Below are 24,533 nucleotides of genomic sequence, written 5' to 3'. Positions count from 1 at the left end.
AAATAAAAAAAAACCCGCTCAGGGCGGGATTCTATGAATATAAAGGTCTTATAAATTTGGAATTACTAATTCTTGTCCTGGATGAATTACATCAGGGTTTTTTAGTATATTCTTATTTGCTTCAAAAATTGCATTGTATTTCATAGGATCTTTGTAGTAATGCTTTGCAATTTTACTCAAAGATTCGCCGCTCTCTACCGTATGCCTTGCGTAAACAGAGGTGTCTGCCACTCTAATATCTGCCATAATATCATTTGGATTTTCACCGCCAGAAGCTTTAATTTCATCCCATAATCTATCTTTGTGATATTGTGTATTTGCTGTGCCTTTAATGTGGAGTTTGTTATCCTCTACTTTAACATCTCCGTTCTGGATTTTGAATTTTTCCCCCAGATCCAGTACATTTTGATATTTTGCTTTAACCATAATTTTCTAGATTTTAAATTAAACACTAAAGATACAAAATCTGCTGTAGTAACAATTATTTGAATAGCATAAATCAATGCGCTGTATATCAGTTTACTATAAATTAACATCAAACTTCGTTATTGTTAATAATTGGCTAATATTTAACGAAATATTATCTACTCATTAGTATAAGTTATCTAATCTAAATTTTACATTTGTTCTATAAATTTTAAAACCAATTAAAAATGAAACTTAATAAATTAGTATTATCGTTAGCAGTTGTAGGTATGTTATTTGCATCTTGTGACGACACAAAGAAAAAAGAAGCAGAAGCGAAAGCTGAAGCAGAAAAAATGGAAATGGAAGCTAAAATGGCAGCTGAAGAAGAAGCTAAAATGATGGAGGCAAAAAAAATGGAAATGGAAAAGAATTCTATTGCTGGAAAAGCGATGTCAAATCCTACCTATTCTACTTTAGTGGCAGCTCTTAAACAAGCAGGTTTAGCCGAAACCTTTATGGGAGAAGGTGAATACACTGTATTTGCTCCAACAAATGATGCTTTTGCAAAATTACCGAAAGCGACAATGGATGCTGTAATGATGGATGAAAATAAAGAAATGCTTCAAGGCATCTTAAAATATCATGTTGTTGCAGGTGAGTGGAATGCTGATGCAGTAGTAAAAGCTATAAATGATAACAAAAACGCATATAATGTAACTACTTTAAATGGTGAAAACCTGGTTCTTTCTTTAAAGGATGGTAAAGTTATGATCAAAGATGCTAAAGGAAATATGGCGACTGTTGCAGATCCAAACATGGATGCTTCTAACGGTATTATCCACGGAATTGACAAAGTGTTAATGCCAAAAGGATAATTCGAAATTTTCTAATAAAAAAAAAGACCTCCCTCAGGGAGGTTTTTTTTTATTAAAAAGTATTATTATTAACATCTTTAATAAAAGATACGAGTCCAGGAAAGAAATGCTCTTGGTCATCATACTGAGACAAATGACTTCCATTTGGACAATGTAAATACCGTCCGTTTTTTACTTCATTAGCAAGCCATTCCATTTGTTTTGGATCCATAGTGTCATGCGCTGCTCCAATTGCTAAAGTAGGGACTTTAATTTCATGCAACCTGTCTTTTACATCCCAATCCTTAAGCGTAGCATTGCCTTTAATTCCAAACTCACTAGGTCCTTGCATAGTTACATACACATCCGGGTTCAAATGTTTAAAACCTCTATTAATTGAATTTGGCCAATCTTTTTGCGGAATTCTAATCACATGCTTCGGATAATAATGTTCAGTAATAAGGCTTAAATACTCTTCATTTCCATAATCTTCGGCAGCTTCATACTTCATAATAGTTGCTAACACTTCTGGATCTAGTTGAGGAGCTAATACTTCCTCGTTGTATTTCATATAATCAGGAATCGAAGGGACCATATTGCTAATGATCAAGCCTTTTAAATGTTCCTGATACTTCAAGGCATATTCCATGGCAAGTATACCTCCCCAGGATTGCCCAAATAGATAAAAATTATCTTGATTTAGATTAAGTGCTTGACGTACTTGCTCTACTTCTTCAACAAATCGAGCTGTGTCCCAAAGGCTTAAATCATCGGGCTGATCGCTATAATAACTTCCTAACTGGTCATAATAATAATATTCAATCCCTTCCTGCGGAAAGAACCCGTCAAAACTTTCATAGATTTCATGAGTCATTCCTGGACCTCCATGTAAGAGTAGTACTTTCATTTTGGGATTGGTACCAACTCGCTTGGTCCAGACATTAAAGGTGCCTTTAGGGGTTTCAATTGGAACCATTTTAATTCCACCAGTAGCCTGATCATCACGACCTTGATACGAAAGATAGTCTGTACAGTTTATTTCTTCGGAAGCAGTTTCCGTAGCTATTTTTTTAGATGTGTTTTCAGTGCAAGAAACCATCAGTATACAAACAGAAAAAAGACAAATAAAGTATTTCATAATTGGGAGTTTAAATAGTATGCAGAAAGTTACAAAATTTATGCTAAGAGATTTTATGTATCTTCGAATTTAAAATCAGATTCATTGGATAATTTTATTACAAAGAACAAGCGTTCCATATATGGAGGATTGATAGCAACCATCTTTACTGGATTGGGTGCCTTTTTATTGGGTAATTTATCGGGCTATGAGGCAAAACAATTGATCACTTCTTCCTTACCTGGAGTCAATATGCTATGCAATACCATCGCACTGGCTTCGGCCACTATTCTAGCGTTATTGCTTACATTACTTGGGATTAGTTTTGGATCTGAATCAAAACTGAAGAAAGCGCATTACCATCAAGTGCTTACCATCGCGAAATTTGATACCATATTGTTTGTGGGAGCACTCGTGATGTTTCAGTTTTTTAATATTCCTATTACTGAAGCTGAAAATGTAGAAACTTCTTGGTTTGAAACCATCTATTGGGCGACATTGTTATTTTCCTCTATTTTAAGTGGAATGATGATTACCGTAATTTTGATGTTGTACAGTACTGTAACCAATATTATTCATATCATTGGATTAGGAGAAGATCATTATCTGATTTCTAGTGATGAAACTGAAGAAGAAGCCGAAGATTAGTTGTTAGCAACGACTGTTAGAAAGATATTCAAATTTTTTAAGATCGCTCTCTGTTCTAATATGATGACTAATACCATCTTTAATGACTATATTCTTGGAGGTTGTTTGTAACACATCATCATAATAATGATCTGTCAACATAATCCCTTTTTCTTTTTTTATTTCTAAAAAGAAAGTTTTCATGTTTTCTTTCATCATAGGATCTACCATTGAAAAGGGTTCATCAAATAGTAGAAACGGATGCGTACTTGCCCCCAATAAAATGACTTCAAAATATTTTAATTCTCCCAGCGATAACTCACCAACTCTTTTATGTGTGAGCTTAGCAACTCCAGAATTATAAAACACAGTGTCTTGTTGTTTTTCATCCTGATAGCAAGTAAGAATAACATCCCTTACTTTTAAGGATTTTGGTAAAAAAGGATGTTGAGGTACATATCCCATTAATTGCTTCGGAATGACCTGAGAAGCATTCACTTTTTTGCCGTCAATCTCAAAATCTAGCAGATCTGAAGACATCGTGCCAAATAACATCTTAAGTAGGGTGGATTTTCCGCAGCCATTACGACCAAAAATCCCGAGAACCTCACCAGTTTCCACCGAAAAAGAAACACGTTTTAGAATTTCCCTCTTTCCGAAGCTCTTTTGAGCATTATATAATTGTAAGAGTGCCAAATAAATAGGAAATTAAAAGAAATAATAATCCGACAGGTATAGCCACTACCAAATTAATTATACATGCTTTTTTAAAAAGCATCTTTTTGGTTATGCCCATATTGAAATAAAAGTAGAACTCGTCTGCTTTCAATATAGTAAAAGCTGTAAAACCAAACCATATTCCTATAGTACAAAAGAGCACTATTGCTAGGAACCATGCGAAGAATATCGCACATATCAACCCGAATGTTATAACAAACGGAAAACAGTCTTTATAGAATTGCCAATAAGGGCGTAAGGACATATTTTATAAGATTTCTAACATTCTTTTTCTTTCTAATTGGGTACCTTTAAAATAAAAAAGCATGTCAAAAGATAACGAAAAAATTTATGATGAATTTTATGATTTAGTAAATATGACCCCTAGCGAGTTAGAAAAATGGTTAGACACCGAAAAGTCAAAAAATGTAGGTCAGGATAGTGGTGATGGAGAAGCAATAGGACATAAAAGCGGACGTAAAATCATCAAAATAAAACGTAAGAAAAAAGAAGAGCTCACTAGTACAAATTATGATCACATGAATAAGTTGATAGGGTATATTAAGAGACATAAAGCACAAAAACCCTCCAGCGATATTAAAACAAGTGATTGGCGGTACAGTTTAAAAAATTGGGGACACGATCCTTGTAAAGAAATGGATTGTTAAATAAAAACTCCTACACTTGATGTAGGAGTTTTTATTTTAATGTGAGCTATGTATACCACAACCACCTTCTATAAAACTATGGGTTTCTTGGTGCCATGGAAATGCTTGATTATAATTGTCGGCCTCCCACCAGAAGGGCAACCGGTCTTTTGGATGATTTCCAATTTCATTCATGGTGGTAGCCTCGTATAACCTTCCGTTGATCATTACCATTTTGATAGATTGTGTATTTTCAATATCCTCCAACGGATTTTTATCTAGGATTAACAAATCAGCCATCTTGCCTTTTTCTAAGGATCCAATATTTTCGCCAGCACCAATATATTCTGCAGCATTAATGGTAGCTGTTTTTAAAGCCTCCATGTTTGTCATTCCTCCCTGTGCCATCATCCAGGTTTCCCAATGTGCACCCAATCCTTGTAATTGTCCGTGAGCCCCCATATTTACTTTTACACCAGCATCACTCAAGGTTTTTGCGGTCTCGGAAACTAAAATGTGTCCGTTCTCATATTCTTCCTGAGGTACCATCGTTCTATGACGCGAACGACTGTCAATTACACTTCTTGGAGAAAATGTTAGGAGTTTTTCATTTTCCCACACCTTATCTCTCTGGTAATAATAATATTCACCATTGAGTCCTCCATAGTTTACGATAAGCGTAGGTGTGTAGCCACTACCGCTTTTACCCCAAACCTCCAACACATCTTTATAAACAGGAGCAATTGGAATATTATGCTCTACCCCAGTATGGCCATCAATGACCATTGTAATGTTGTGGTAAAAAGTCGAGCCCCCTTCTGGGACTACATTGATCCCCATTTCACGGGCGGCTTGCAATACTTGTTGGCGTTGCTCTCGTCGCGGCTGATTGTAACTTTTCACACTCTTAGCGCCAAACGCTTTGGTACGTCGAATGCTACTTCTGGCGTCTTCCAGACTATTGATAAGCGCTTTAAAATCTCCATCGGCACCATAAAGTATAAATCCGGTAGAGTAGAGGCGTGGTCCTACGAGCTGTCCTGTTTTTTGTAATTCTGAAAGTGAGAATACCGTTTCAGTATTTGCAGAAGGATCATGAGCTGTGGTTACCCCAAAAGCCAAATTTGCCATAAATTGCCAATTCGCCTGTGTTGTTAATCCGTAGCGAAATGCACCAATATGTGCATGAGCATCTACCATTCCAGGCATGATCGTTTTTCCCTTTACATCATATATTTTGGCACTCCTCGGTATATTTATGTTCTCACCAATGGCTTCGATCTTATTTTCAGAAATAAGGATACTTCCGTTTTCAATTACTTTATCACCATCCATTGTGATGATTCGTGCATTAGTAAATGCTATTTTCCCTGAAGGCTTATCAACAGAAGCTGTAAGTCCGATTTTAGTTCCTTCTGTAGTAATTTCTGTAGCTTCGGAAGGAGCTCCCGGCAGAAATGTAAATTTATTCTTTAAGTCGTTACTGAAGTACTCATCACCTAGTGTCCACATTACCTTTTTACTATCTGAAGACCAGTGAATATTAATACCCGCATCTTTTGCAATCTGCATCACAGGTACAGAAGTCGTTTTGTCATCAAGGTTCATTGTTTGTCCATTCATAAGTAGCGGAGCAATAAACACCTTATGAAGGTTGGTATACGCAATCCATTCATTATCTGGACTCGGTATTAAACGGTTTGCATACTTTGAAGAAACATGCTCTCGTTTGTCCTCGCCAGTAAGGTCTACACTGATCAAGGTTTTTGTTAGATTTCCAAAATAAGTTCCTCCAGTTTGTAAAAAGATACGGTCATCCTCTTTATTGAAAGTTGGATACTCTCCATTTTCAGTAACCATTTTCTCATTTCCACCATTGGCACTCATAGTGTAAATACCTGGATTTTTTGTGTAGGTAAAACCTTGGTCTGTGTTTCCACTTTCTTTTCTAAATACAATTTTTTGACCATCACTTGAGAATGACGGAGTGCGATACATTCCTTTTGTCGTAGATATCTTTGTAGGAGTTCCTCCAGTAGCAGGAATTTTAAAAATGGCACCTTTTTCGATATCGTTCCAACCGACGTAAACTATAAAGTTACTGTCTGGGGAGATGGTAGGCTCGAATTCAAAATCGGTGCCGGTAGTAAGTCTTTTTGGCGTTCCATTAGGTAAGTCCTTTTTGTACAAATAGCCTAATGCATTAAAAACAACAAATTTTTGATTAGGAGCTGTAACCAAATGTCTTATCACTTTTGGAGTAATAGTTTGGTCTTCAATAGGCGTGGTGGTATGTACGGTTTCAGCCAACTCAATATTCACATTTACAGTAAAAGGAATGTTGGTGATCGCTAAACTTTCAGTATTTATTTTCTGAAATTTTCCGCCACTCCAAAATACAAGTTCAGTATTGTTAGGCATCCAGCTAAAATTAGGATACACTCCAAAAATAGCCCAAGCTTCCTGTTGATCTTTATCAAGTGCATCATAAATAGGTTTTTCTTCACCTGTTTCAAGGTTATGAATAAACAACACACTTTTGGTTCGTACCCTTTTAACAAACGCTAGTTTTTTTCCGTCGGGAGAAATGGTTGGTCTTGCGGCACCTCCTGGACCTCCTGTAATTGTTTCAGTTTTACCGTCTTCAAAACTATAACGTTTAATTACGTAGATTTGATTGTTTGGATCTTTGTTATACTGAAAGTTTCCTCCAGGATATACATCTTCAGAATAGTAAAGAAACTTTCCGTCGGGAGATATAAAGGGTTCGTTTACATCCTGCTGATCGTTCTTACGTTCTGTCAATTGGACTCCGCTTCCACCGGTAATATGATATTGCCACATTTCTCCTGCGCCTAGGCTTCGTCCTGATGTAAAGTGTTTCCTGGCAACGAGGTAGTTTCCGTCGGGCATCCAAACAGCATTATTAAGTAACCTGAAGCTTTCTTTAGTGATTTGTTTTACGTCGCTACCATCGCGATTCATTACCCAGATGTTATCCCCACCTCCAGCATCGCTTGTAAAGGAAATTTTGGTTCCGTCGGGTGAAAAACGAGGTTGTACTTCAAACGGAATTCCAGTACGGATTGCTTTTGCCGTGCCGCCAGAAATTGGGATCGTATAAATATCACCCAGCATATCAAATACTATGGTCTGGCCGTCGGGACTTACATCAAGGTTCATCCAGGATCCTTCGTTCGTTGAGAAACTGTGCGTTTTAAAATTGAAATCCTTTCCAGGAGCAGCAACGTCCCATTTGGTTTCTTCAGTTTTTGAGTCTTTGTCTTTGTTTTTTTTCTGTGCTGAAAGTGATACGGTAAGTCCTATTAAAAGGATAGAAAGAATGATTCTCATGATTGTTGAATGTTTGGAAAGCACTAAGATACTCAATACTTACGAAACTTGCCTCGTGGTCTTTATATGAATTTGTTTGAAAGCGACAGGTAAATCGTGAACAGTGAATCGTGAATTGTAGACTGTTAATCGAATATTGAAATTTTAGATACTCTGAAAAGCTATTTTTCAAATACCAAATACCAAATACCAAATACCAAATACTGAGCTACCATCCAGACCTTTGTTTTTCGTTTGCTTTACAAAGACCAATGATTTCAGTAATTCTTTTATCTCGTGTTGCTTGGCGTTTGGCTAAATGCAACCAACTCAAATAGTTTTTTCTATAACTAGGGCTGAATTTTTTATAGTTTTTATACGCTTCAGGATTAGTAGAAAAGGCTTTTTGAAGATCTTCTGGAATAATTAGATTTTCTACGTCATCCATTTCAGACCATTTACCAGACTCTTTAGCAAGCTCTATCATTTTGTAGCCGCTTTCATGTATAAGACCCTTAGAATCTAATTCTTCAACATACTGCTTATTTAATTTGCTCCAGGTACTTTTTGGATTCCGTGGACAAAAAAATTGCTGCCGTTTTCCATTTCCTAAGCTTTTAACCGTACTGTCGATCCACCCATAACAAATAGCCACTTTTACCGCTTCTTCCCAGCGCATGGTGGGTTGATTGGTCTTTAATTTATAGAAAATAAGAAACACTCCTTTTGGATAGTGATTATGGTTTTTCTCTAACCATTCGCGCCATTCTACCTCCCGGGGAAAATAAAGCTGTGGTTTTTCGTCCAAGTTTACTTATAGTTTAAGTTTTTCCGAAGTGATATAAAAATCATCCTTTACTTTCAAAGAATCAATAGTGTTACTAAACGTTTCCGTTTTCCAATTGGCGGTAGGATAAATCCAGACCTCATTCCCATCTTCGATAATCTGTACTGGCATATCAAAACCTTCAATAATATTAGTGTACCGATAGGTCATTTTATTATTATCTATTGTGTATTCCAGAGTTGGAACCATAGTAGTTCGAAGATATTGCTCCCAAAATTCGGTAAGATCGATTCCCGTTTCTTTACTTAGATAGTCTTCTAATTGCTTACTTGAAATTGTCTGATGGTAAAATTCTTTATTGAGGCCACGGAGGATATTTCGCCATTTTGTATCGACTTCGACCAATTGCCGAAGGGTATGTAAAATATTAGCGCCTTTGTAATACATGTCACCACTTCCTGATTTATTCACGCCATACGTTCCAATAATTGGTTTATCGTTGCGTATCCCTCGTCGTGTACCAATGACATACTCACTAGCGGCTTGATTACCAAAGTGGTAATCCAAGTACAAACTTTCAGAATAGGCAGTAAATCCTTCATGGATCCACATATCTGCTACATCATTATGTGATATGTTATTTGCGAACCATTCGTGTCCAGCCTCGTGAATAATAATAAAATCGAAACGCAACCCCCAGCCTGTATCACTTAGATCACTTCCCAGATATCCGTTTTGATACTTGTTTCCGTAGGTGACACTACTTTGGTGTTCCATTCCCAGATACGGTACTTCGACAAGCTTAAAACTATCCTCATAAAAAGGGTAGGGGCCAAACCAATACTCAAAAGCATTTAGCATCATGGGCACCTGTTTGAACTGTTCTTTTGCTTTTCCGAGATTATCTTTTAGAACCCAATAACTTAAGTCAAGATCTCCATTGATACCTTCGTAGACTTCAGAAAAATTTACATAATCGCCTATGTTTATATTAACTCCATAATTATTGATGGGGTTCACCACTTTCCAGTGCCAAGTTTTAGTTTTTTCTTTTTCTTCGGAAGTGATTAAGCGTCCGTTACCTACCGCTATCAAATCTTTTGGAGCTGTGATTTTTAGATCTACTCCATTATCTGCTTCATCATACGGATGGTCTTTGTTTGGCCACCACACGCTAGCACCAATTCCTTGATTGGCAGTTGCGATAAAGTGGTTACCGTTAGCGTCTTTCTTCCAGCTGAAACCACCATCCCAGGGAGCATTTTTTGCGACAATAGGCTCTCCTGAAAAATGGATTGTGATTTTTTGTTCAGAATTTAAAGGTTGCTTTTCTTTGAAACTAATAAAATGAGCAGCTCCTTCACTGGTAAATGTTAGTTTTTCACCATTCATTTCTACTTTCTCAATTCCCATAGGTGCCTGAAGATCGATCTGCATTTTTTGATCCGTATCGATGACTTTATAGGTGATTGTATTAGCTCCTTTAATTGTTTGCGTTTCTGGGAAAACTTCTACGGTTAAGTCATAATGAGTGACATCCCACCAGGCGCGTTCTTTGGTAATAGAACCTCTTAGTTTATCTGCTTTGGTAAATTCCTCTTGTGCAAAACCGCTTATTGAAGCTGAAATGAATAAACTGAAAAGTATGTTTTTGATCATTGTCTTATTTTAACTATTTTGTGAACTACCTAAACGTTGCGTTTGGAAAAACTACCATGCTTTCATGGCCATCTGCTCCGACAGCTGCAACTCCAAAGAAATAATTATCAATGACAATGCCATCGAGGGTAAATTCAGTAACATTCCCTACATACCTATTATAATCCCAGGTAGGTGAGGTTGTTAAACGCCAATAAATTTTATAACCTACTGCTCCGTCTACTTTGTCCCATTTAAATTTAGCGCTGGGTTCTACGATGCCACCAATGGCAACATTGTTTGGAGAGGGAGGAGCCCAGGCGAGACTCGCCATAGAAATGGCGTTAACAGCGGTTAGTTTTTTAGCATAGTCGAAGTTTACAAATTTTAGTTTGTCGCCATACTCAATTCCGTTTTCGGTGCGTATGTCCTGATGTTGTTGGGTATAGTTTTCGTGAGCTTCCATGATTCTAATGCCGGCATACCCAAGATCATTAAACGGACGATGGTGTCCACCACGCCCAAAACGATCCAATCGATAGATCATCATTGGGTTCATTTCGGGCATATAGGTTTTAGTTGTTTTATGTACATACCGAGCCAATTGTCTTGAAATTCCGTCGACTTCACCTCCATAAAATCGTCTGGCGTTTCGTTCACGTTCTGTTTCGGTAGGAGGGACAGGTTCTGAAAAGATCCTAAAATCTACATTACTAATGATGCCATCGACTCCTTTAATATTACCGATCATATCGTTATTAAGTACCCCTATAATATCCCAGCCTTTTTCTTTTGCATAGGCTGCAAACCCTGCACCACCAAACAGTCCTTGTTCTTCACCGCTTAAACCGAGGTATACTATGCTACTTTCAAATTTGTATTTTGAGAGTACACGAGCCGCTTCGATCGCACCTGCCATGCCACTGGCATTGTCGTTTGCACCTGGTGCATCTTTGGTAAAATCGCTTCCGTCACTGTTACGGGAGTCGATATCACCACTCATGATGATGTATCTGTTAGGATATTTAGTTCCTTTTTGTACTGCGGCCACATTTACAATCCAAGTATCCTGAGGCACCCGGCGGTTCCCTTCGGCTAAAACCAAATCTTTTTGGTAAAATACATTAAGGCAGTTTCCGCAGTTTGTAGAAATCGTTTCAAATTCTTTTTTAATCCATCTTCTTGCTGCTCCAATGCCTCGAGTATCACTTATAGTGTCACTAAAGGTATTACGAGTTCCAAAACCAGCTAATTTGGTGATATCTGCCTCAATTCTTTCCGCAGAAACATCATCAATAATTTCGTAAATTCTAGGATCTGTTTGAGCTTGCGTGCTGATAGAAAATGTAAAAAGGAGTAGGGATAGTGCGTATTTCATAAATATAAAATTTGTTGATGTATAAAGATACTAAAAGTGATCTATAACCTCTTACTTTTCTTGGGGCATGGCTACAATTGCCAGATGTTTTCCGTCTGGGCTTATCGCCATTCGGGTAATATTTGAGATGTTTTTTTCTGAAAGATCTGCTACTTTAAACCAGTTAGTTCCTTTAAATAAATCCATCATAAAAAGCTTGTCATTACTGCCCAGCAACAAAGTGGAATTATTTAACCAGATGTGGTCTTGAATACCCATAGGTAAGGTACAGACATAAAAACTCTCTCCGGTATCGTCAATATCCACGATATAAATATCGTAAGTGCCTTCCGTATTAAGTTGGGTGTAACTTATGGAAGAACTAGAAGGGACTCTATGAATTGAACGGCCTGTATTCGTAGTGAGTAATAGCGCTTGATCTTTGGAGATTGTGCCAACAACTAGATCTAATTTATCTCCTGAAAGCACTGATGCGATGATACGATCATCATCTTGAAACGCAAAATAGGCGACTTCTAATTCTTCAAAAAGCATTTTCCATTTTCCGTAACCTGGAATACCATACTCATAAGAGTAAAGGCGTTGTAATCCTGTAGTATCTAAGCGTACGGCCGCTACTAATGGTTTGGACGGGAAAGATTGTGGAGAATATTCACCACCTGCCGTGGGAGCATTTAGTCGATGTTGACCATCGCTTTCAAGGTAATACAGAATAATTTCAGTATTGTCGTTTTCTGTACCAGCATATACTAGTTTAGTATTATCTATAAATGAGGGCTGATTGTCATATCCTGGACGATTTGAAATATTCTTAAAATTAGTTATTTGAAGGCTATCACCATTCTCTGAGATATCCATCAAATATAATTCTGTATTGGGTTGCGCAAAACTAAAGCTAGTAAGGAATAGAAAAACAAGTGTAAATTTCATTCGATTTTTATTTTCTCTGTGGAAAGATACAAAGTTTGTTCCACAAAAAAACCGCTCAGATAAGAGCGGTTCTAAAACTAATAATTTTTTGTATTAGAAAGGATATTTGCCTTCAGCAGAGACTTTTTCAGCTATTGTTTTACGCATCGCGCCAATATTTGGCATATTTTGATATTTAGTAAAACGCTTTAAGCCCATCAGCATCATGCGTTGTTCATCACCTTCAGCAAAAGAAATAATCGATTCTTTCGCTTTTACTGAAATAATATCAACAGCATGGTAAAGATACAATTGTGACATGGCAATCTGTACTTCCTGTGAGTCTTCGCCAAAACGTTTTGCGTTCTTTTCAGTTCGAAGAATAGCACTTTCGGCCATATAAATTTCAATTAAAATATCGGCTGCTGCTAATAGCGTTTGTTGATGTTTTTCAAGATCTGTTCCGTATTTCTGAACAGCACTTCCTGCCACCATTAAAAATACTTTCTTTAACTTCTTAACCATATCTTTTTCTTCGGAAAATAACTCACTAAAATCAGGAGTCTCAAAAGAAGGAATTGAAGTAAGTTCTGAAGCCACAGCTTGCGCAGGATTTAAGAGATCTACATGACCTTTCATCGCTTTCTTTACAAGCATACCTACGGCGAGCATCCGGTTAATTTCGTTAGTCCCTTCATAGATACGTGCAATTCGCGCATCTCTCCAGGCAGCTTCCATAGGTGTATCTGCACTAAAGCCCATTCCGCCATAGATCTGAATCCCTTCATCGCTACAGTTTTGAACATCTTCAGACACAGCTACTTTTAAGATAGAACATTCGATAGCATATTCTTCTACCCCTTTTAATTCTGCTTCCTGATGGGTATTCCCAGCTTCCATTCTAAGAGTGATACGGTCTTCTATATTTTTAGCCGCACGGTAGGATGCCGACTCACCTACGTAAGCAGAGGTTGCCATTTCGGCCAATTTTAATTTGATAGCTCCAAAATTGGCAATAGGAGTCTTAAATTGAACACGTTCATTTGCATACTTGGTCGCATTGGTAATAATTCTACGTTGTGCATCCAAACAAGCCGCTGCTAATTTAATACGACCTACGTTTAACGCATTCATAGCAATTTTAAATCCTTCGCCACGTCCAGCCAGCATGTTTTCTACAGGTACTTTCGTTTCATTAAAGAATACTTGGCGGGTAGAAGAAGAGTGAATCCCTAATTTCTGTTCTTCCTCGCCCATGGTAATACCATTTTCAGGATCATTTTCTACAATAAAACCTGTAATATTTTTATCGTCCTCAATACGTGCAAAAACGATCATCACATCACAGAACCCTGCATTAGAGATCCACATCTTTTGCCCGCTAATAGAATAGTATTTTCCATCTTCAGAAAGAGTTGCTTTTGTTTTCCCGCTATTGGCATCACTACCTGCGCCTGGTTCTGTTAAGCAGTAAGCTCCAAACCATTCACCAGTAGCTAATTTTGGCACATATTTTTGTCGTTGTTCCTCAGTACCATAAAGAGTAATTGGCATGGTTCCAATTCCGGTATGTGCTCCAAAGGCAGTAGCGATAGATCCTGTTGCTCCAGAAATATAATCGCAAACCAACATGGTGGTTACGAAGCCCATTCCTAAACCATCATATTTTTCTGGGACAGCAACACCTAATAAACCAAGCTCACCTGCTTTGCGCATCACTTCTTCGGTAAGTGCGTAGTCTTTCTTTTCAAATCTAGGTTTGTGAGGCCAGATTTCTCTGTCTACAAACTCGATTACCGATTCCTTCATCATTTTTTGCTCTTCAGAAAAATCTTCTGGAGTAAAAATATCTTCGCAATTTGTTTCTTTTACTAAAAACTGACCTCCGCGGAGGATTTCTTTATCTATTGTTTCTGTTGCCATATTATTAGTTATGAGTTTTGAGTATTGAGTAAAACATCAATGCCTCCTTTTCAATTTAATTTTTACTAGTTAAGAAATTCAAAAATTCCTGCAGCACCTTGTCCAGTACCCACACACATGGTTACCATACCGTGTTGACCCTGCATATTTCTTTTACGCATCTCATCAAATAACTGTACCGAAAGTTTTGCGCCTGTACATCCAAGAGGATGTCCTAAAGCAATCGCTCCACCGTTAACATTAACGATATCCTGATTGAGATCTAGCTCACGCATGACTGCCAAACTCTGTGAAGCAAAGGCTTCGTTTAATTCAATCAATTTGATGTCATCTTGTTTTAAACCAGCTTGTTGTAATGCTTTTGGGATTGCCTTTACAGGACCAATTCCCATGATGCGAGGTTCAACACCCATGGCCGCATAGTTCACCATTCTTGCGATAGGTTCTATGTTCAATTCTTTTACCATTTCTTCGCTCATCACCATTACAAAAGCGGCTCCGTCACTCATTTGCGAAGAGTTTCCAGCTGTGACACTTCCGCCTTCTGCAAAAACAGGACGTAATTTTGCTAAAGCGTCCAGGCTTGTTCCTTTTCTAGGACCTTCATCTTTAGTGACAGTATATTTTTTTGTGGCTTTTTTACTATTTTCATCCACGTATGTTTCTTCAACTTCAATGGGAACAATCTGATCTTGAAAACGATTTTCTTCTTGTGCTTTTAGCGCTTTCATATGCGAATTATATGCAAATTCGTCTTGGTCTTCACGAGAAACTTTAAATTGGTTTGCAACCGCTTCTGCAGTATTCCCCATTCCCCAGTAATAATCTTCATGTCCATTTTTTACAATGTCATAATTGAGCTCTGGTTTATATCCAGACATAGGAACGCTACTCATACTTTCGGCACCACCAGCAATGATACAATGAGCCATCCCTGCCTGAATTTTTGCGGCTGCAAGAGCAATGGTTTCAACACCCGAAGAACAAAAACGGTTTACTGTCATTCCTGGAACATCTACAATATCCAATCCCATCAAGGAAATTAATCGTCCAAAATTTAAACCCTGAGAACCTTCTGGCATTGCGTTACCAACAATAACGTCGTCAATACGCTTTTTATCAAGATTGGGTAGTTCTTTCATCATGTATTGAATGGTCTCTGCAGCAAGGTCGTCTGCTCGTTTAAAACGGAATACCCCACGAGGTGCCTTCCCTACGGCGGTTCTGTATGCTTTTACTATATATGCGGTTTTCATTTTTTGATAATTTTAATTTGTATTTCTCCCTCCTTTTAAGGGGGCGAGGAGATGTTTTACTATTTCGATAACACCCCTAAAGTCCCCTCAAGGGGACAATTTCTTTGGGTAAAATTCTAATTTCTCAACGGTTTTCCTTTTTGAATCATATGCTGCAAACGCTCTAATGTTTTGCGTTCTCCTGTTAAGCTTAAAAATGCTTCACGTTCTAGATCCAATAAGTACTGTTCACTTACCATGGTTGGTTCAGATAAGTCTCCACCTGCCATTACGTACGCTAATTTGTCTGCGATTTTTTGATCATGTTCACTAATATAATTGCTGGCTTCCATTGAGTCGGTTCCAACATAGAACATACCTAACGCCTGCTTTCCTAATACCTTTACATCGGTTCGTTTTGGTGGTTTTGTGTAGCCCATATCTGCCATCTGTCTAGCCACTGCTTTTGCGGTTGCGATCTGACGGTTTTTATTGACAACAACTATATCTTTTCCAGGCTTCAGAATATCAAGATCATACGCTTCATGGGCAGAGGTTGAAACCTTAGCCATGGCAACGGTTAGAAAGTGCTGACGCAAACGGTTCAGTTCTACATCGTCTTTTTCAAATGAATCACTGGCTCTTAACGCCATTTCTTTAGATCCACCTCCACCTGGAATCACACCTACTCCAAATTCAACCAAACCTATATAACTTTCCGCAGCCGCAACCACGCGATCTGCATGTAATGTCATTTCACATCCGCCACCTAAGGTCATTCCGTGAGGTGCCACAACGGTTGGGATCGAGGAATACCGCAATCTCATGCAGGTATCTTGAAAATATTTTACAGCAGCATTTAATTCATCATATTCCTGCTCTGCCGCCATCATAAAAATCATTCCGATATTCGCACCTACAGAAAAGTTAGTCCCTTGGTTGGCAACAACCAATCCGTCGTACGAACTTTCAGCAAGATCAATTGCTTTATTGAGTCCGGAAAGTACATCGCCGCCGATACTGTTCATTTTACTTCGGAATTCTACGTTTAAGATTCCGTCGCCAAGATCCTGAACAGAAACACCACTGTTACTAAATACTTCGGAAGGTTTTCTGATATTATCAAGAATAACAAATGCATCCTGACCGGGTATTTTTACGTGTGCTTTCTTTGGAATGTCATAGTAATAAGTAGCGCCATCTTTCACGGTATAGAATGAATCAACTCCTGAAGCGATCATGTCTGTGACCCAGCTATCTACTTCTTTACCGGCTTCTTTAATTAACTCAAGCCCTTTTTGAACACCAACAGCATCCCATATCTCAAAGGGACCATGTTGCCAGCCAAAACCAGCTTTCATGGCATCATCAATTTTGTAAAGCTCATCTGTTATTTCTGGAATACGCTTAGAAACATAGGCGAACATCGCTCCGAAGTTTCTTCGGTAGAATTCACCTGCGTTGTCTTTTCCTTTAATAAGAATAGGGAAGCGGTCTGCCACATTATCAACCGATTTTGTTAATTCTAAAGTTGCAAATTTTGCTTTCTTCCCAGGTCTGTATTCTAGGGTATCTAAATCAAGTCCTAGAATTTCTGAAGACCCATCGTCATTTTTTACTTTCTTATAAAATCCTTGTCCTGTCTTGCTTCCCAGCCATTTATTGTCCATCATAGTGGAAATAAACGGAGGTAATTTGAACATATCATGTTCTTCATCTTCAGGGACATTCTCGTAAATTCCGTTGGCAACATGTACCAAGGTATCTAATCCAACCACATCTACGGTACGAAAAGTAGCCGACTTGGGGCGACCTATGACGGGTCCTGTTAGTTTGTCCACTTCTTCGACCGTCAATCCCATGTCCTTTACAAGGTGGAACATAGCCTGGATTCCAAAGATACCAATTCGGTTTCCGATAAAAGCTGGAGTATCTTTTGCAATCACGGTAGTTTTTCCGAGGAATTTTTCTCCATAACCGTTTAAGAAATCAAGTACTTCTGGATCTGTTTTAGGTCCCGGAATAATTTCGAATAACTGAAGATACCGTGGAGGGTTAAAAAAGTGTGTTCCGCAGAAATGCTTCTGGAAATCTTCACTACGGCCATCGCTCATAAATTGTATAGGAATACCCGAAGTGTTACTTGTAATAAGTGTGCCTGGTGTTCTGTGTTTTTCAAGATTCTCAAATACCTGCTTTTTGATATCCAAGCGTTCCACAACGACTTCAATAATCCAGTCCACATCTTTCACTTTCGCAATATCATCTTCCAGATTTCCTGTAGTGATACGACTTGCAAAATCTTTATGGTAGAGTGGTGCAGGCTTGGATTTGATTGCGCTTTGGAGTGCTTCGTCAACGAGGCGATTACGCACTTCTTTATCCTCCAATGTAAGCCCTTTTGCTTTTTCTTTGTCGGTAAGTTCACGAGGCACGATATCTAACAATAAAACTTCGGCACCAATATTGGCAAAATGGCAAGCGATTCCACTTCCCATAATTCCAGAACCTACGACGGCTACTTTATTTATTCTTCTTTTTGACATTTTTTTAAATTCTGAATTCATAATTCTGAACTATGAATTTGTTTATATATCTTTTTGTTATTTATGAGTTCCTGCATGGTATTAGCAACTCTTTTAAACGTTTTTAAATCTTCTTCTGAAATGTTTTCGGTCACCGCTTCATCAAACCTAAAGACCACTCCCTTTGAAAACTGACGCATCTCTTTACCAAACTCAGTTAAATGAATTAACACTCCACGTCCGTCCTCCGGATTAGGTCTGCGGTCGATCAAACCTTGATCTTCCATTTTTTTTAGTGTACGAGATAGCGAAGTCGCTTCCATTCCCATCTTAGGTCCTAAGGCCGTAGAAGGTGTTCCCTTTTCAGGATCAATACTAATAAGAGCAAACCCAGTAGCCATAGTACTTCCTTTTCTTCCTGCTTCTTCATTGTACATCTTTTGCACTGCCATCCAGGTAGAGCGTAATATATAATCTATTGTTTTTTCTTTCAAAAGGGTCTGATCTGATACATTAGTGAGCCAAATATACAACAATTTACTATGCATGCATAGTAAATTGTTGAATTTTTTATCAGATTTTAAAATTTACTTGTAGGGGATTAGAAATTTCTATAGATAGATAATGTGTAAGAATTTAAAAAAATATCAGTTACAGTACCTCAACTAGTATTTGGAACATTTATCTATGTTTTTAAGTACATTAAAAGAATACCTAATACCTTACTCATATTTTTCTCCCTTGTAATTTCTTCCAGCATAAATTTTTAATGGTTCTGGCTTCGGAATGATTGGTACAATGTAAAGCGGTGTATTTTCATAAAATAAAATAGCCTCTTTTTCATTTAGAGGTTTGGAAGACCAACCATAGGTAAAATATTGTTTTGCTCCTTTAATTAAGGTCATATTATCCTGAAGATTTTCGCCCATGTACATAACCAAAGGAGCGTCAATTACTTTAAAATTAATAAATTCTTTAGGTATACCTTTAGTATTCTTATCGATATAGAAGTATTTCTCTTCTTCTTGGTCATAAAATAAGGTGTAATTAGAATCACCATTTTTTATGATTCCCTCTCTACTCCCGTTTTTAAGAAATACCGGAAATGTTTCGCTATACCAAATACCCAGATACGGACTATTACTTTGAAGAATCTCAACAGGAACAGGATTCTCCTTGGTAATTTTCGAATCATAAAAATCATTAGCAATTAGATATTGTTTAGTATTTGGTAAGTAAATAAGAACATCCTCTTTTAGACGATCCATGGGTAAATTAATGATACTTCCTTCAATTTCGATTTGTGGAATGCTCACTGCATACTGGTTTGCACGAATATCTCTCACTACAACATATTCAGGTTTCATATGATCTCGGTATACAACATTGTAATGTACTTTTTCAATTCGATTGTCTTTTATATATTTTTTTGAAACACAATTTCCTTTACCATCGGGTTCACAAATACTTTCAACACTAAGTGCCGATTTTTCATACACTTTTCTTCCATCTTTAAAATGAAATTCCTCAGTTTCAATTCCGTCAGGATAGGTTGAGGTTTTAGTTATTTTAAGTAAGTCATTTTCCTGTTTGTACGTATATTTTATAGATACGGTACGGTCTGTAGTACTAAACGTTCTATACTCTGTGTCAAGCCTTCCTTTTTTATCGTACTCATATGTAGTAATGTCGTTCTGATATTGTTTTTTAATAAGGTTTCCTTTGGAGTCATATTCATAAACATATCTAAGTGAACTCGAATTATTAATGATATACTCGGTAAGTTGTCCTTTTGTATTGAATTGCATGTACGGACTTTTCTCTTTATAAGCTTCCTCCTTAGACCATTGACTATACTTTGTAAAACTTGACCCATCTTCCAATAATTGCTTACGATCGTTATCGTAAAATTTCCCCGCATAATAGGCGACATCTCCTTTAATGTCTGAGGGTACAACAAATTTCAAGGCTTCAAGGGGTTTTGGATTCAAAGGTGCTTCTTCAAACCTTGCTGTTTGCCCAACAATAGTATTTAAACAAAATAAGGTGCTTACGAAAATAACGAGTGTTCTCATACAAAAAATGTTTTCGTAAAATTCGGAAAAATATATACATAAAATTATACGGCAATTGACGTATTTAAAAATTGAAGTTTAATAAAACAAAAACCCTCTTACAGTTCAAGGTAAGAGGGTTAGAAATTTGTTTAATTCTAGTTATTCTACAGAGGCCCAGGCTTCATTGAATTCTTTGTCAAATCGCACTTTCTTTTCCGAAGTTCTTAAAGAGGTAAGCCATTTAAGTTGTTTAGGACTTAAATACTTTTCAGCATTTTGTCTGCTTCCTAAGGCACTATTAATTTTTGTGCGCTGCAACGGGCTTAATGGTAAATATTTAAAATTGGAATGTTGTAAATAATAATCTTCATCCTTTTTAGAGGCCCTATAGGAAGAATCCTTGTTTATTGGAGACATGTTGTTTTGTTTGGCAAAGCTAGTTAGCATTTGATCTGCTATTATTTCTGGATTATAGGTCACTTTTACCACTTCGCGACCTTTCATAAAACCGGCTTCGGTATTTAAAACTCCTTCGTTGCTTCCTAATTGCTTTTCGCCCGTCCAGAAACAATACATACTGTAATAGGCCTCTTTTTGGTTATTTACTGCGGAAAGTTCTTTTCCTAAAATCTGCATATATTCCGGAATTTCATTCCCGTATTTTTTTAGTGAAGTAACCATGGCATCAAATAATCCTTTGGCCGAATAATCACTTGCTACGCGTCTTACCAGATTATCACCATTTTGATCCACAATGCGAACTACTGGATTATTCCAGCTAGGCTCGTTGTATTTTTTTAAGATTTTAGCATCATTGCCTCCTTTGTTATTAAAAATAGCAAGTGGAATAAATTCGTTTTCAATTGCTTCGGTCATCAACGGATTACTCAATACATTATGCCCATAATTACGACACGTCGCACAACCAGGAACTTCTTGAAATAATATTAAAATTGGTTTATTGTGTTTTGCTGAAAGCTGTATTGCAGCATCATAATCCCGTAACCAGGCTACTTTACCCAGTTCTTCATCCTGATCTTTAGGATTTGTTTTTTGCTGTGCTGTTGCTGAAAGTATTGTTATACAGAATATAAAGGGGAATATATTTTTTAAAAGTTTGAAGTTCATAATTTTTCTTTCGGTAGACGAACCAATGATATAATTCTTACAAGGTACGTATGTCAAAAAAAATCCCTTATTTAAGATAAAGGATTTTTCATACACTTTTATTGTAAGTTTTATAGTCTTATCTCTATTGCAACAGGCTCATTAGCTACTTCAAATTTAGCATCACTCCACATAGGAGGGCCAAAACTCATAACATTATTAGATGCTCCATACATTTCGGCAGGCATCCCATTAGGTTCAAAATCCATTTTTTTATTTCCATTTGTGTCAAGAAATAATAATACAGCATACGTACCGGGAGTCACATTCTCAAAAGTTATAGTAGCGATAGCATCTTTAACATCACTGTTTACTTCAACGCCGCCATCCTTCATAAAAGTATTTTCACTGTGGAGCACTGCATATACAGTTCCTTTGTTAGACGGTACAGGAACGGTAACAGTAACAGTTGTACCGTTTGTTTCAGTTTTAATTTCGGTCTGGGCGCTTAGTACAAAAGTTGATACTGCGAATACAAGTGTTGCGATGATTGTTTTCATGATATAAGGTTTTAAGTTGTAATTAATTTCTGAAACAAAGATGCAACGAATGTCTTTTCCGAAGAAAGTAATCTAACCCAACTGTCATATATGATAGCTGAATTGTTTTTTTCCTAGAAGCTAGAAGCTAGAAGCTAGAAGCTAGAAGTGAATAGTGAGACGTGAAAAGTAAAAAGTTATTTCTGATTAATATAATGAAACCTGGATAATCTATAACTCCACCAACTACCAACTATTTCTATAACAATCCTCTCGCTTTGATTTCAAGATACTTGTTAATGGTGTTTACCGTTAAATCTTCGGGAGCTGTGAGAATGGTCTGTATCCCATATTTCTGAAGCTCATTTACGATTAGTTTCTTTTCGTAGATAAACTTTTCGGCAATAGTCTTTTCAAAGATCTGATGGGTTGTTGATGCTTTTTTATGTAAAAAACTCTCCAGTTCGGTATTTTTAAAAAAGATGATCACCAGTAAATGTGTCTTTGCAATAGCTTGCAAATAGGGGAGTTGCCGGTGTAACGCATCAAGTGTTTCAAAGTTGGTGTACAACAATAACAGACTACGTTGTTTGATGTAGCGCTTTACATCTACATACAATCTGGAAAAATCACTTTCAGAAAAATCGGTTTTTACATTGTATAACGTTTCCAATAACAAATTCATCTGCGCACTACGTCGTTGCGCTACGACACGATCTTCTACTTTTCTGGAAAATGTAAACATTCCTGCTTTGTCATGTTTTTTTAACGCAATATTACTAATCACTAAAGTTGCATTAATAGCATAGTCGAGCAAGCTTAACTGTTCAAAAGGCATTTTCATCACACGGCCTTTATCAATGACCGAATACACTGGCTGTGATTTTTCATCCTGAAACTGATTCACCATCAGGTTTCCTCGTTTTGCCGTAGCTTTCCAATTGATGTTTCTAACATCATCACCCGACACATAGTCTTTTATCTGCTCAAATTCCATTGTGTGACCAATACGACGTATTTTTTTTAGTCCGTATAATTTTAGTCGATTGGTAAAGGCTATAAAGTCATATTTTTTTAACTGAAGGAAGGACGGATAATTAGGCACCATCGCTTCGGCAGAAAATTGTTGCCTGCGGGAGGCTAAACCCAAAACTGAGGTGCTAAAGATATTGAGATTCCCAAAATGATACTCTCCTCTTTCCGTAGGACGCACTTGATAGGTGAATTTTTTTTCTTCGGAAGAATTTAAAAGAGACTCAATTTTAAAATCCCGTAATTGCCATTGAATTGGAAGTTCATCAATAATCTTGATCTTTGTTGTAAAGCTGAAGCGGTTGACCACCTTTATCTCGATTTCATTATCATCTCCGTTAGAAAGTTTATCAGGCAGTATACGAGTTGCTTGAATACCTGTGTTGTTTCGGAATAATAGTAACAAATCAAATAATAAAAAAACGATTAACAACAACACCAATAGTTTTGTGATTCCATAGAGCGTGGGAAAAAAATAGGCGAACACAAAAAGTCCTACTATGCTAAAATGTAGCACGAAGAATCGCGGCGTGAGGTATATATTTTTAAAGATTTTTTTCATGGTAACATAAACACCCCTAAAGTCCCCCCAAGGGGACAATTAGTTTGATTTATCTTGGGATTTCTATCGTTTCAATAATCTGTTGTACTACTCTGTCTGGAGTGATACCTTCCATTTCCCGTTCTGGTGTTAATAGAATACGGTGACCTAGAACAGCAGGTGCTATTTTTTTGATATCATCTGGGGTAACAAAATCACGACCATTAATAGCTGCCATGGCTTTTGAGGCATTCATGATTGCCAAAGAGGCTCTTGGCGAAGCTCCCAGGAAAAGATTCGCGTTGTTGCGTGTATTGTCTGTAATCGCAGCGATATATTTTAATAGATGTGGTTCTATAATAATCTTTTTGATAGTCTTTTGGTATTCGGCAATTTGGGCTGCTGTTAAAACAGGCTCAATCATCTCCAGCGCGAACTTATTTTCTCTATGGTGCTCATTTTCTAAAATTGTGATTTCTTCTTCCAGACTCGGGTAGGGCACATTGATCTTAAATAAGAATCGGTCTAACTGAGCTTCAGGTAGTGCATAGGTTCCTTCTTGCTCCACAGGATTTTGAGTGGCAAATACCAGAAATGGTGGTGCCATTTTATATTCGGTACCGTCCATAGTGATTTGTCGCTCTTCCATCACCTCAAACAAAGCTGCTTGTGTTTTTGCAGGGGCACGGTTAATCTCATCAATCAGTACAATATTTGAAAACACAGGTCCTTTTTTAAATTCAAACTCGCTCGTCTTTACATTAAACACGGAGGTACCCAAAATATCACTTGGCATCAAATCTGGCGTAAATTGAATTCGGCTAAAATCTACTGCCAAGGTTTTAGCTAGTAATTTTGCTGTCACTGTTTTTGCAACTCCGGGAACTCCTTCAATTAGTGAATGACCATCACTCAAAATAGATACAATGAGCATTTCTAGCATGTTATGCTGTCCTACGATAACTTTTCCCAATTCTGCTTTGATTTTTGCAACAGCTTGTTGGAGGTCGTTCAGATCAATTCGCGAGGTAAATTCTAACGAAGAATTTTCAGTAGTGGGATTTGTAGTTTCGGGTGCCGGCCTTGCTTCCGTTTTTGGAGTATGTTCTGCTTGGTTTGCAGACAGGTCTTCTGGCTGTGATTTGTTCTCTTCCATAAG

The 24,533-nt window shown here is 37.3% G+C and carries 20 protein-coding genes; 3 read left to right on the top strand and 17 right to left on the bottom strand.

The genetic code is table 11. The features are described from left to right. Nucleotides 1-48 precede the first annotated feature (48 nt). Entirely contained in the window at nt 49-426 is a 378-nt protein-coding gene (locus ACFQO1_RS07985; protein ID WP_380217468.1) for a LysM peptidoglycan-binding domain-containing protein, read from the bottom strand. A 227-nt stretch (nt 427-653) separates the two neighbouring features. Here ACFQO1_RS07985 and ACFQO1_RS07980 point away from each other — a divergent pair, with 227 nt between their 5' ends. Beyond that, on the top strand, nt 654-1,283 hold the full coding sequence (locus tag ACFQO1_RS07980) for a fasciclin domain-containing protein (RefSeq protein WP_380217467.1): 630 nt from the start codon (nt 654-656) through the stop codon (nt 1,281-1,283). Nucleotides 1,284-1,335: 52 nt separating this feature from the next. Here ACFQO1_RS07980 and ACFQO1_RS07975 read toward each other — a convergent pair whose 3' ends face one another. Continuing rightward, a complete protein-coding gene (locus tag ACFQO1_RS07975; protein ID WP_380217466.1) occupies nt 1,336-2,400 on the bottom strand; it encodes a proline iminopeptidase-family hydrolase in 1,065 nt (354 codons plus the stop codon). Between the two features lie 84 nt (nt 2,401-2,484). On the opposite strand from ACFQO1_RS07975, the gene ACFQO1_RS07970 reads away from it, so the two are divergent. Continuing rightward, nucleotides 2,485-3,027 (top strand): hypothetical protein, encoded by a 543-nt coding sequence (locus tag ACFQO1_RS07970; RefSeq protein WP_380217465.1) that lies wholly within the window; start codon nt 2,485-2,487, stop codon nt 3,025-3,027. Nucleotides 3,028-3,030: 3 nt separating this feature from the next. Here the strand turns inward: ACFQO1_RS07970 and ACFQO1_RS07965 are convergent, their stop codons facing one another. Then, nucleotides 3,031-3,702 (bottom strand): ATP-binding cassette domain-containing protein, encoded by a 672-nt coding sequence (locus tag ACFQO1_RS07965; protein WP_380217464.1) that lies wholly within the window; start codon nt 3,700-3,702, stop codon nt 3,031-3,033. A 347-nt stretch (nt 3,703-4,049) separates the two neighbouring features. Here ACFQO1_RS07965 and ACFQO1_RS07960 point away from each other — a divergent pair, with 347 nt between their 5' ends. Beyond that, nucleotides 4,050-4,391: a DUF3140 domain-containing protein gene (locus ACFQO1_RS07960; protein ID WP_380217463.1), complete on the top strand. Its 342-nt coding sequence runs from the start codon at nt 4,050-4,052 to the stop codon at nt 4,389-4,391. A gap of 36 nt (nt 4,392-4,427) precedes the next feature. Here the strand turns inward: ACFQO1_RS07960 and ACFQO1_RS07955 are convergent, their stop codons facing one another. From ACFQO1_RS07955 to ACFQO1_RS07890, 14 genes are all read right to left on the bottom strand, one after another. Further along, nucleotides 4,428-7,724 (bottom strand): amidohydrolase family protein, encoded by a 3,297-nt coding sequence (locus ACFQO1_RS07955; RefSeq protein WP_380217462.1) that lies wholly within the window; start codon nt 7,722-7,724, stop codon nt 4,428-4,430. Nucleotides 7,725-7,932: 208 nt separating this feature from the next. After that, nucleotides 7,933-8,511 carry a YdeI/OmpD-associated family protein gene (locus ACFQO1_RS07950; protein ID WP_380217461.1) on the bottom strand — a complete coding sequence of 193 codons (579 nt, stop codon included), beginning with the start codon at nt 8,509-8,511 and terminating at the stop codon, nt 7,933-7,935. 6 nt (nt 8,512-8,517) lie between these two features. Further along, nucleotides 8,518-10,149: a M1 family metallopeptidase gene (locus ACFQO1_RS07945; RefSeq protein ID WP_380217460.1), complete on the bottom strand. Its 1,632-nt coding sequence runs from the start codon at nt 10,147-10,149 to the stop codon at nt 8,518-8,520. Nucleotides 10,150-10,174: 25 nt separating this feature from the next. After that, on the bottom strand, nt 10,175-11,506 hold the full coding sequence (locus ACFQO1_RS07940) for a M28 family metallopeptidase (protein WP_380217459.1): 1,332 nt from the start codon (nt 11,504-11,506) through the stop codon (nt 10,175-10,177). 51 nt (nt 11,507-11,557) lie between these two features. Then, nucleotides 11,558-12,436: a hypothetical protein gene (locus tag ACFQO1_RS07935; protein ID WP_380217458.1), complete on the bottom strand. Its 879-nt coding sequence runs from the start codon at nt 12,434-12,436 to the stop codon at nt 11,558-11,560. A gap of 93 nt (nt 12,437-12,529) precedes the next feature. Further along, nucleotides 12,530-14,338, bottom strand: a complete 1,809-nt coding sequence (locus ACFQO1_RS07930; protein ID WP_380217457.1) for an acyl-CoA dehydrogenase family protein — start codon at nt 14,336-14,338, stop codon at nt 12,530-12,532. A 65-nt stretch (nt 14,339-14,403) separates the two neighbouring features. After that, nucleotides 14,404-15,594 (bottom strand): acetyl-CoA C-acyltransferase, encoded by a 1,191-nt coding sequence (locus ACFQO1_RS07925; protein ID WP_380217456.1) that lies wholly within the window; start codon nt 15,592-15,594, stop codon nt 14,404-14,406. Nucleotides 15,595-15,710: 116 nt separating this feature from the next. After that, a complete protein-coding gene (locus ACFQO1_RS07920; RefSeq protein ID WP_380217455.1) occupies nt 15,711-18,119 on the bottom strand; it encodes a 3-hydroxyacyl-CoA dehydrogenase/enoyl-CoA hydratase family protein in 2,409 nt (802 codons plus the stop codon). A 17-nt stretch (nt 18,120-18,136) separates the two neighbouring features. Further along, a complete protein-coding gene (locus ACFQO1_RS07915; RefSeq protein ID WP_380217454.1) occupies nt 18,137-18,592 on the bottom strand; it encodes a MarR family winged helix-turn-helix transcriptional regulator in 456 nt (151 codons plus the stop codon). A gap of 228 nt (nt 18,593-18,820) precedes the next feature. Continuing rightward, nucleotides 18,821-20,173: a hypothetical protein gene (locus ACFQO1_RS07910; protein WP_380217453.1), complete on the bottom strand. Its 1,353-nt coding sequence runs from the start codon at nt 20,171-20,173 to the stop codon at nt 18,821-18,823. A 141-nt stretch (nt 20,174-20,314) separates the two neighbouring features. Continuing rightward, nucleotides 20,315-21,283 carry a VPGUxxT family thioredoxin-like (seleno)protein, type 2 gene (locus ACFQO1_RS07905; protein WP_380217452.1) on the bottom strand — a complete coding sequence of 323 codons (969 nt, stop codon included), beginning with the start codon at nt 21,281-21,283 and terminating at the stop codon, nt 20,315-20,317. Nucleotides 21,284-21,393: 110 nt separating this feature from the next. Further along, nucleotides 21,394-21,822, bottom strand: a complete 429-nt coding sequence (locus ACFQO1_RS07900; RefSeq protein ID WP_380217451.1) for a DUF2141 domain-containing protein — start codon at nt 21,820-21,822, stop codon at nt 21,394-21,396. Nucleotides 21,823-22,060: 238 nt separating this feature from the next. Then, nucleotides 22,061-23,395 (bottom strand): DUF58 domain-containing protein, encoded by a 1,335-nt coding sequence (locus ACFQO1_RS07895; protein ID WP_380217450.1) that lies wholly within the window; start codon nt 23,393-23,395, stop codon nt 22,061-22,063. 49 nt (nt 23,396-23,444) lie between these two features. Further along, a complete protein-coding gene (locus ACFQO1_RS07890; RefSeq protein WP_380217449.1) occupies nt 23,445-24,530 on the bottom strand; it encodes an AAA family ATPase in 1,086 nt (361 codons plus the stop codon). Nucleotides 24,531-24,533: the final 3 nt, after the last annotated feature.

The sequence above is a fragment of the Jejudonia soesokkakensis genome (genome assembly GCF_042664795.1).
Lineage (GTDB): Bacteria > Bacteroidota > Bacteroidia > Flavobacteriales > Flavobacteriaceae > Jejudonia > Jejudonia soesokkakensis.
The sequence above is the reverse complement of the archived record's forward strand: the minus strand, read 5'-3'. Positions and strand labels throughout refer to the sequence as shown.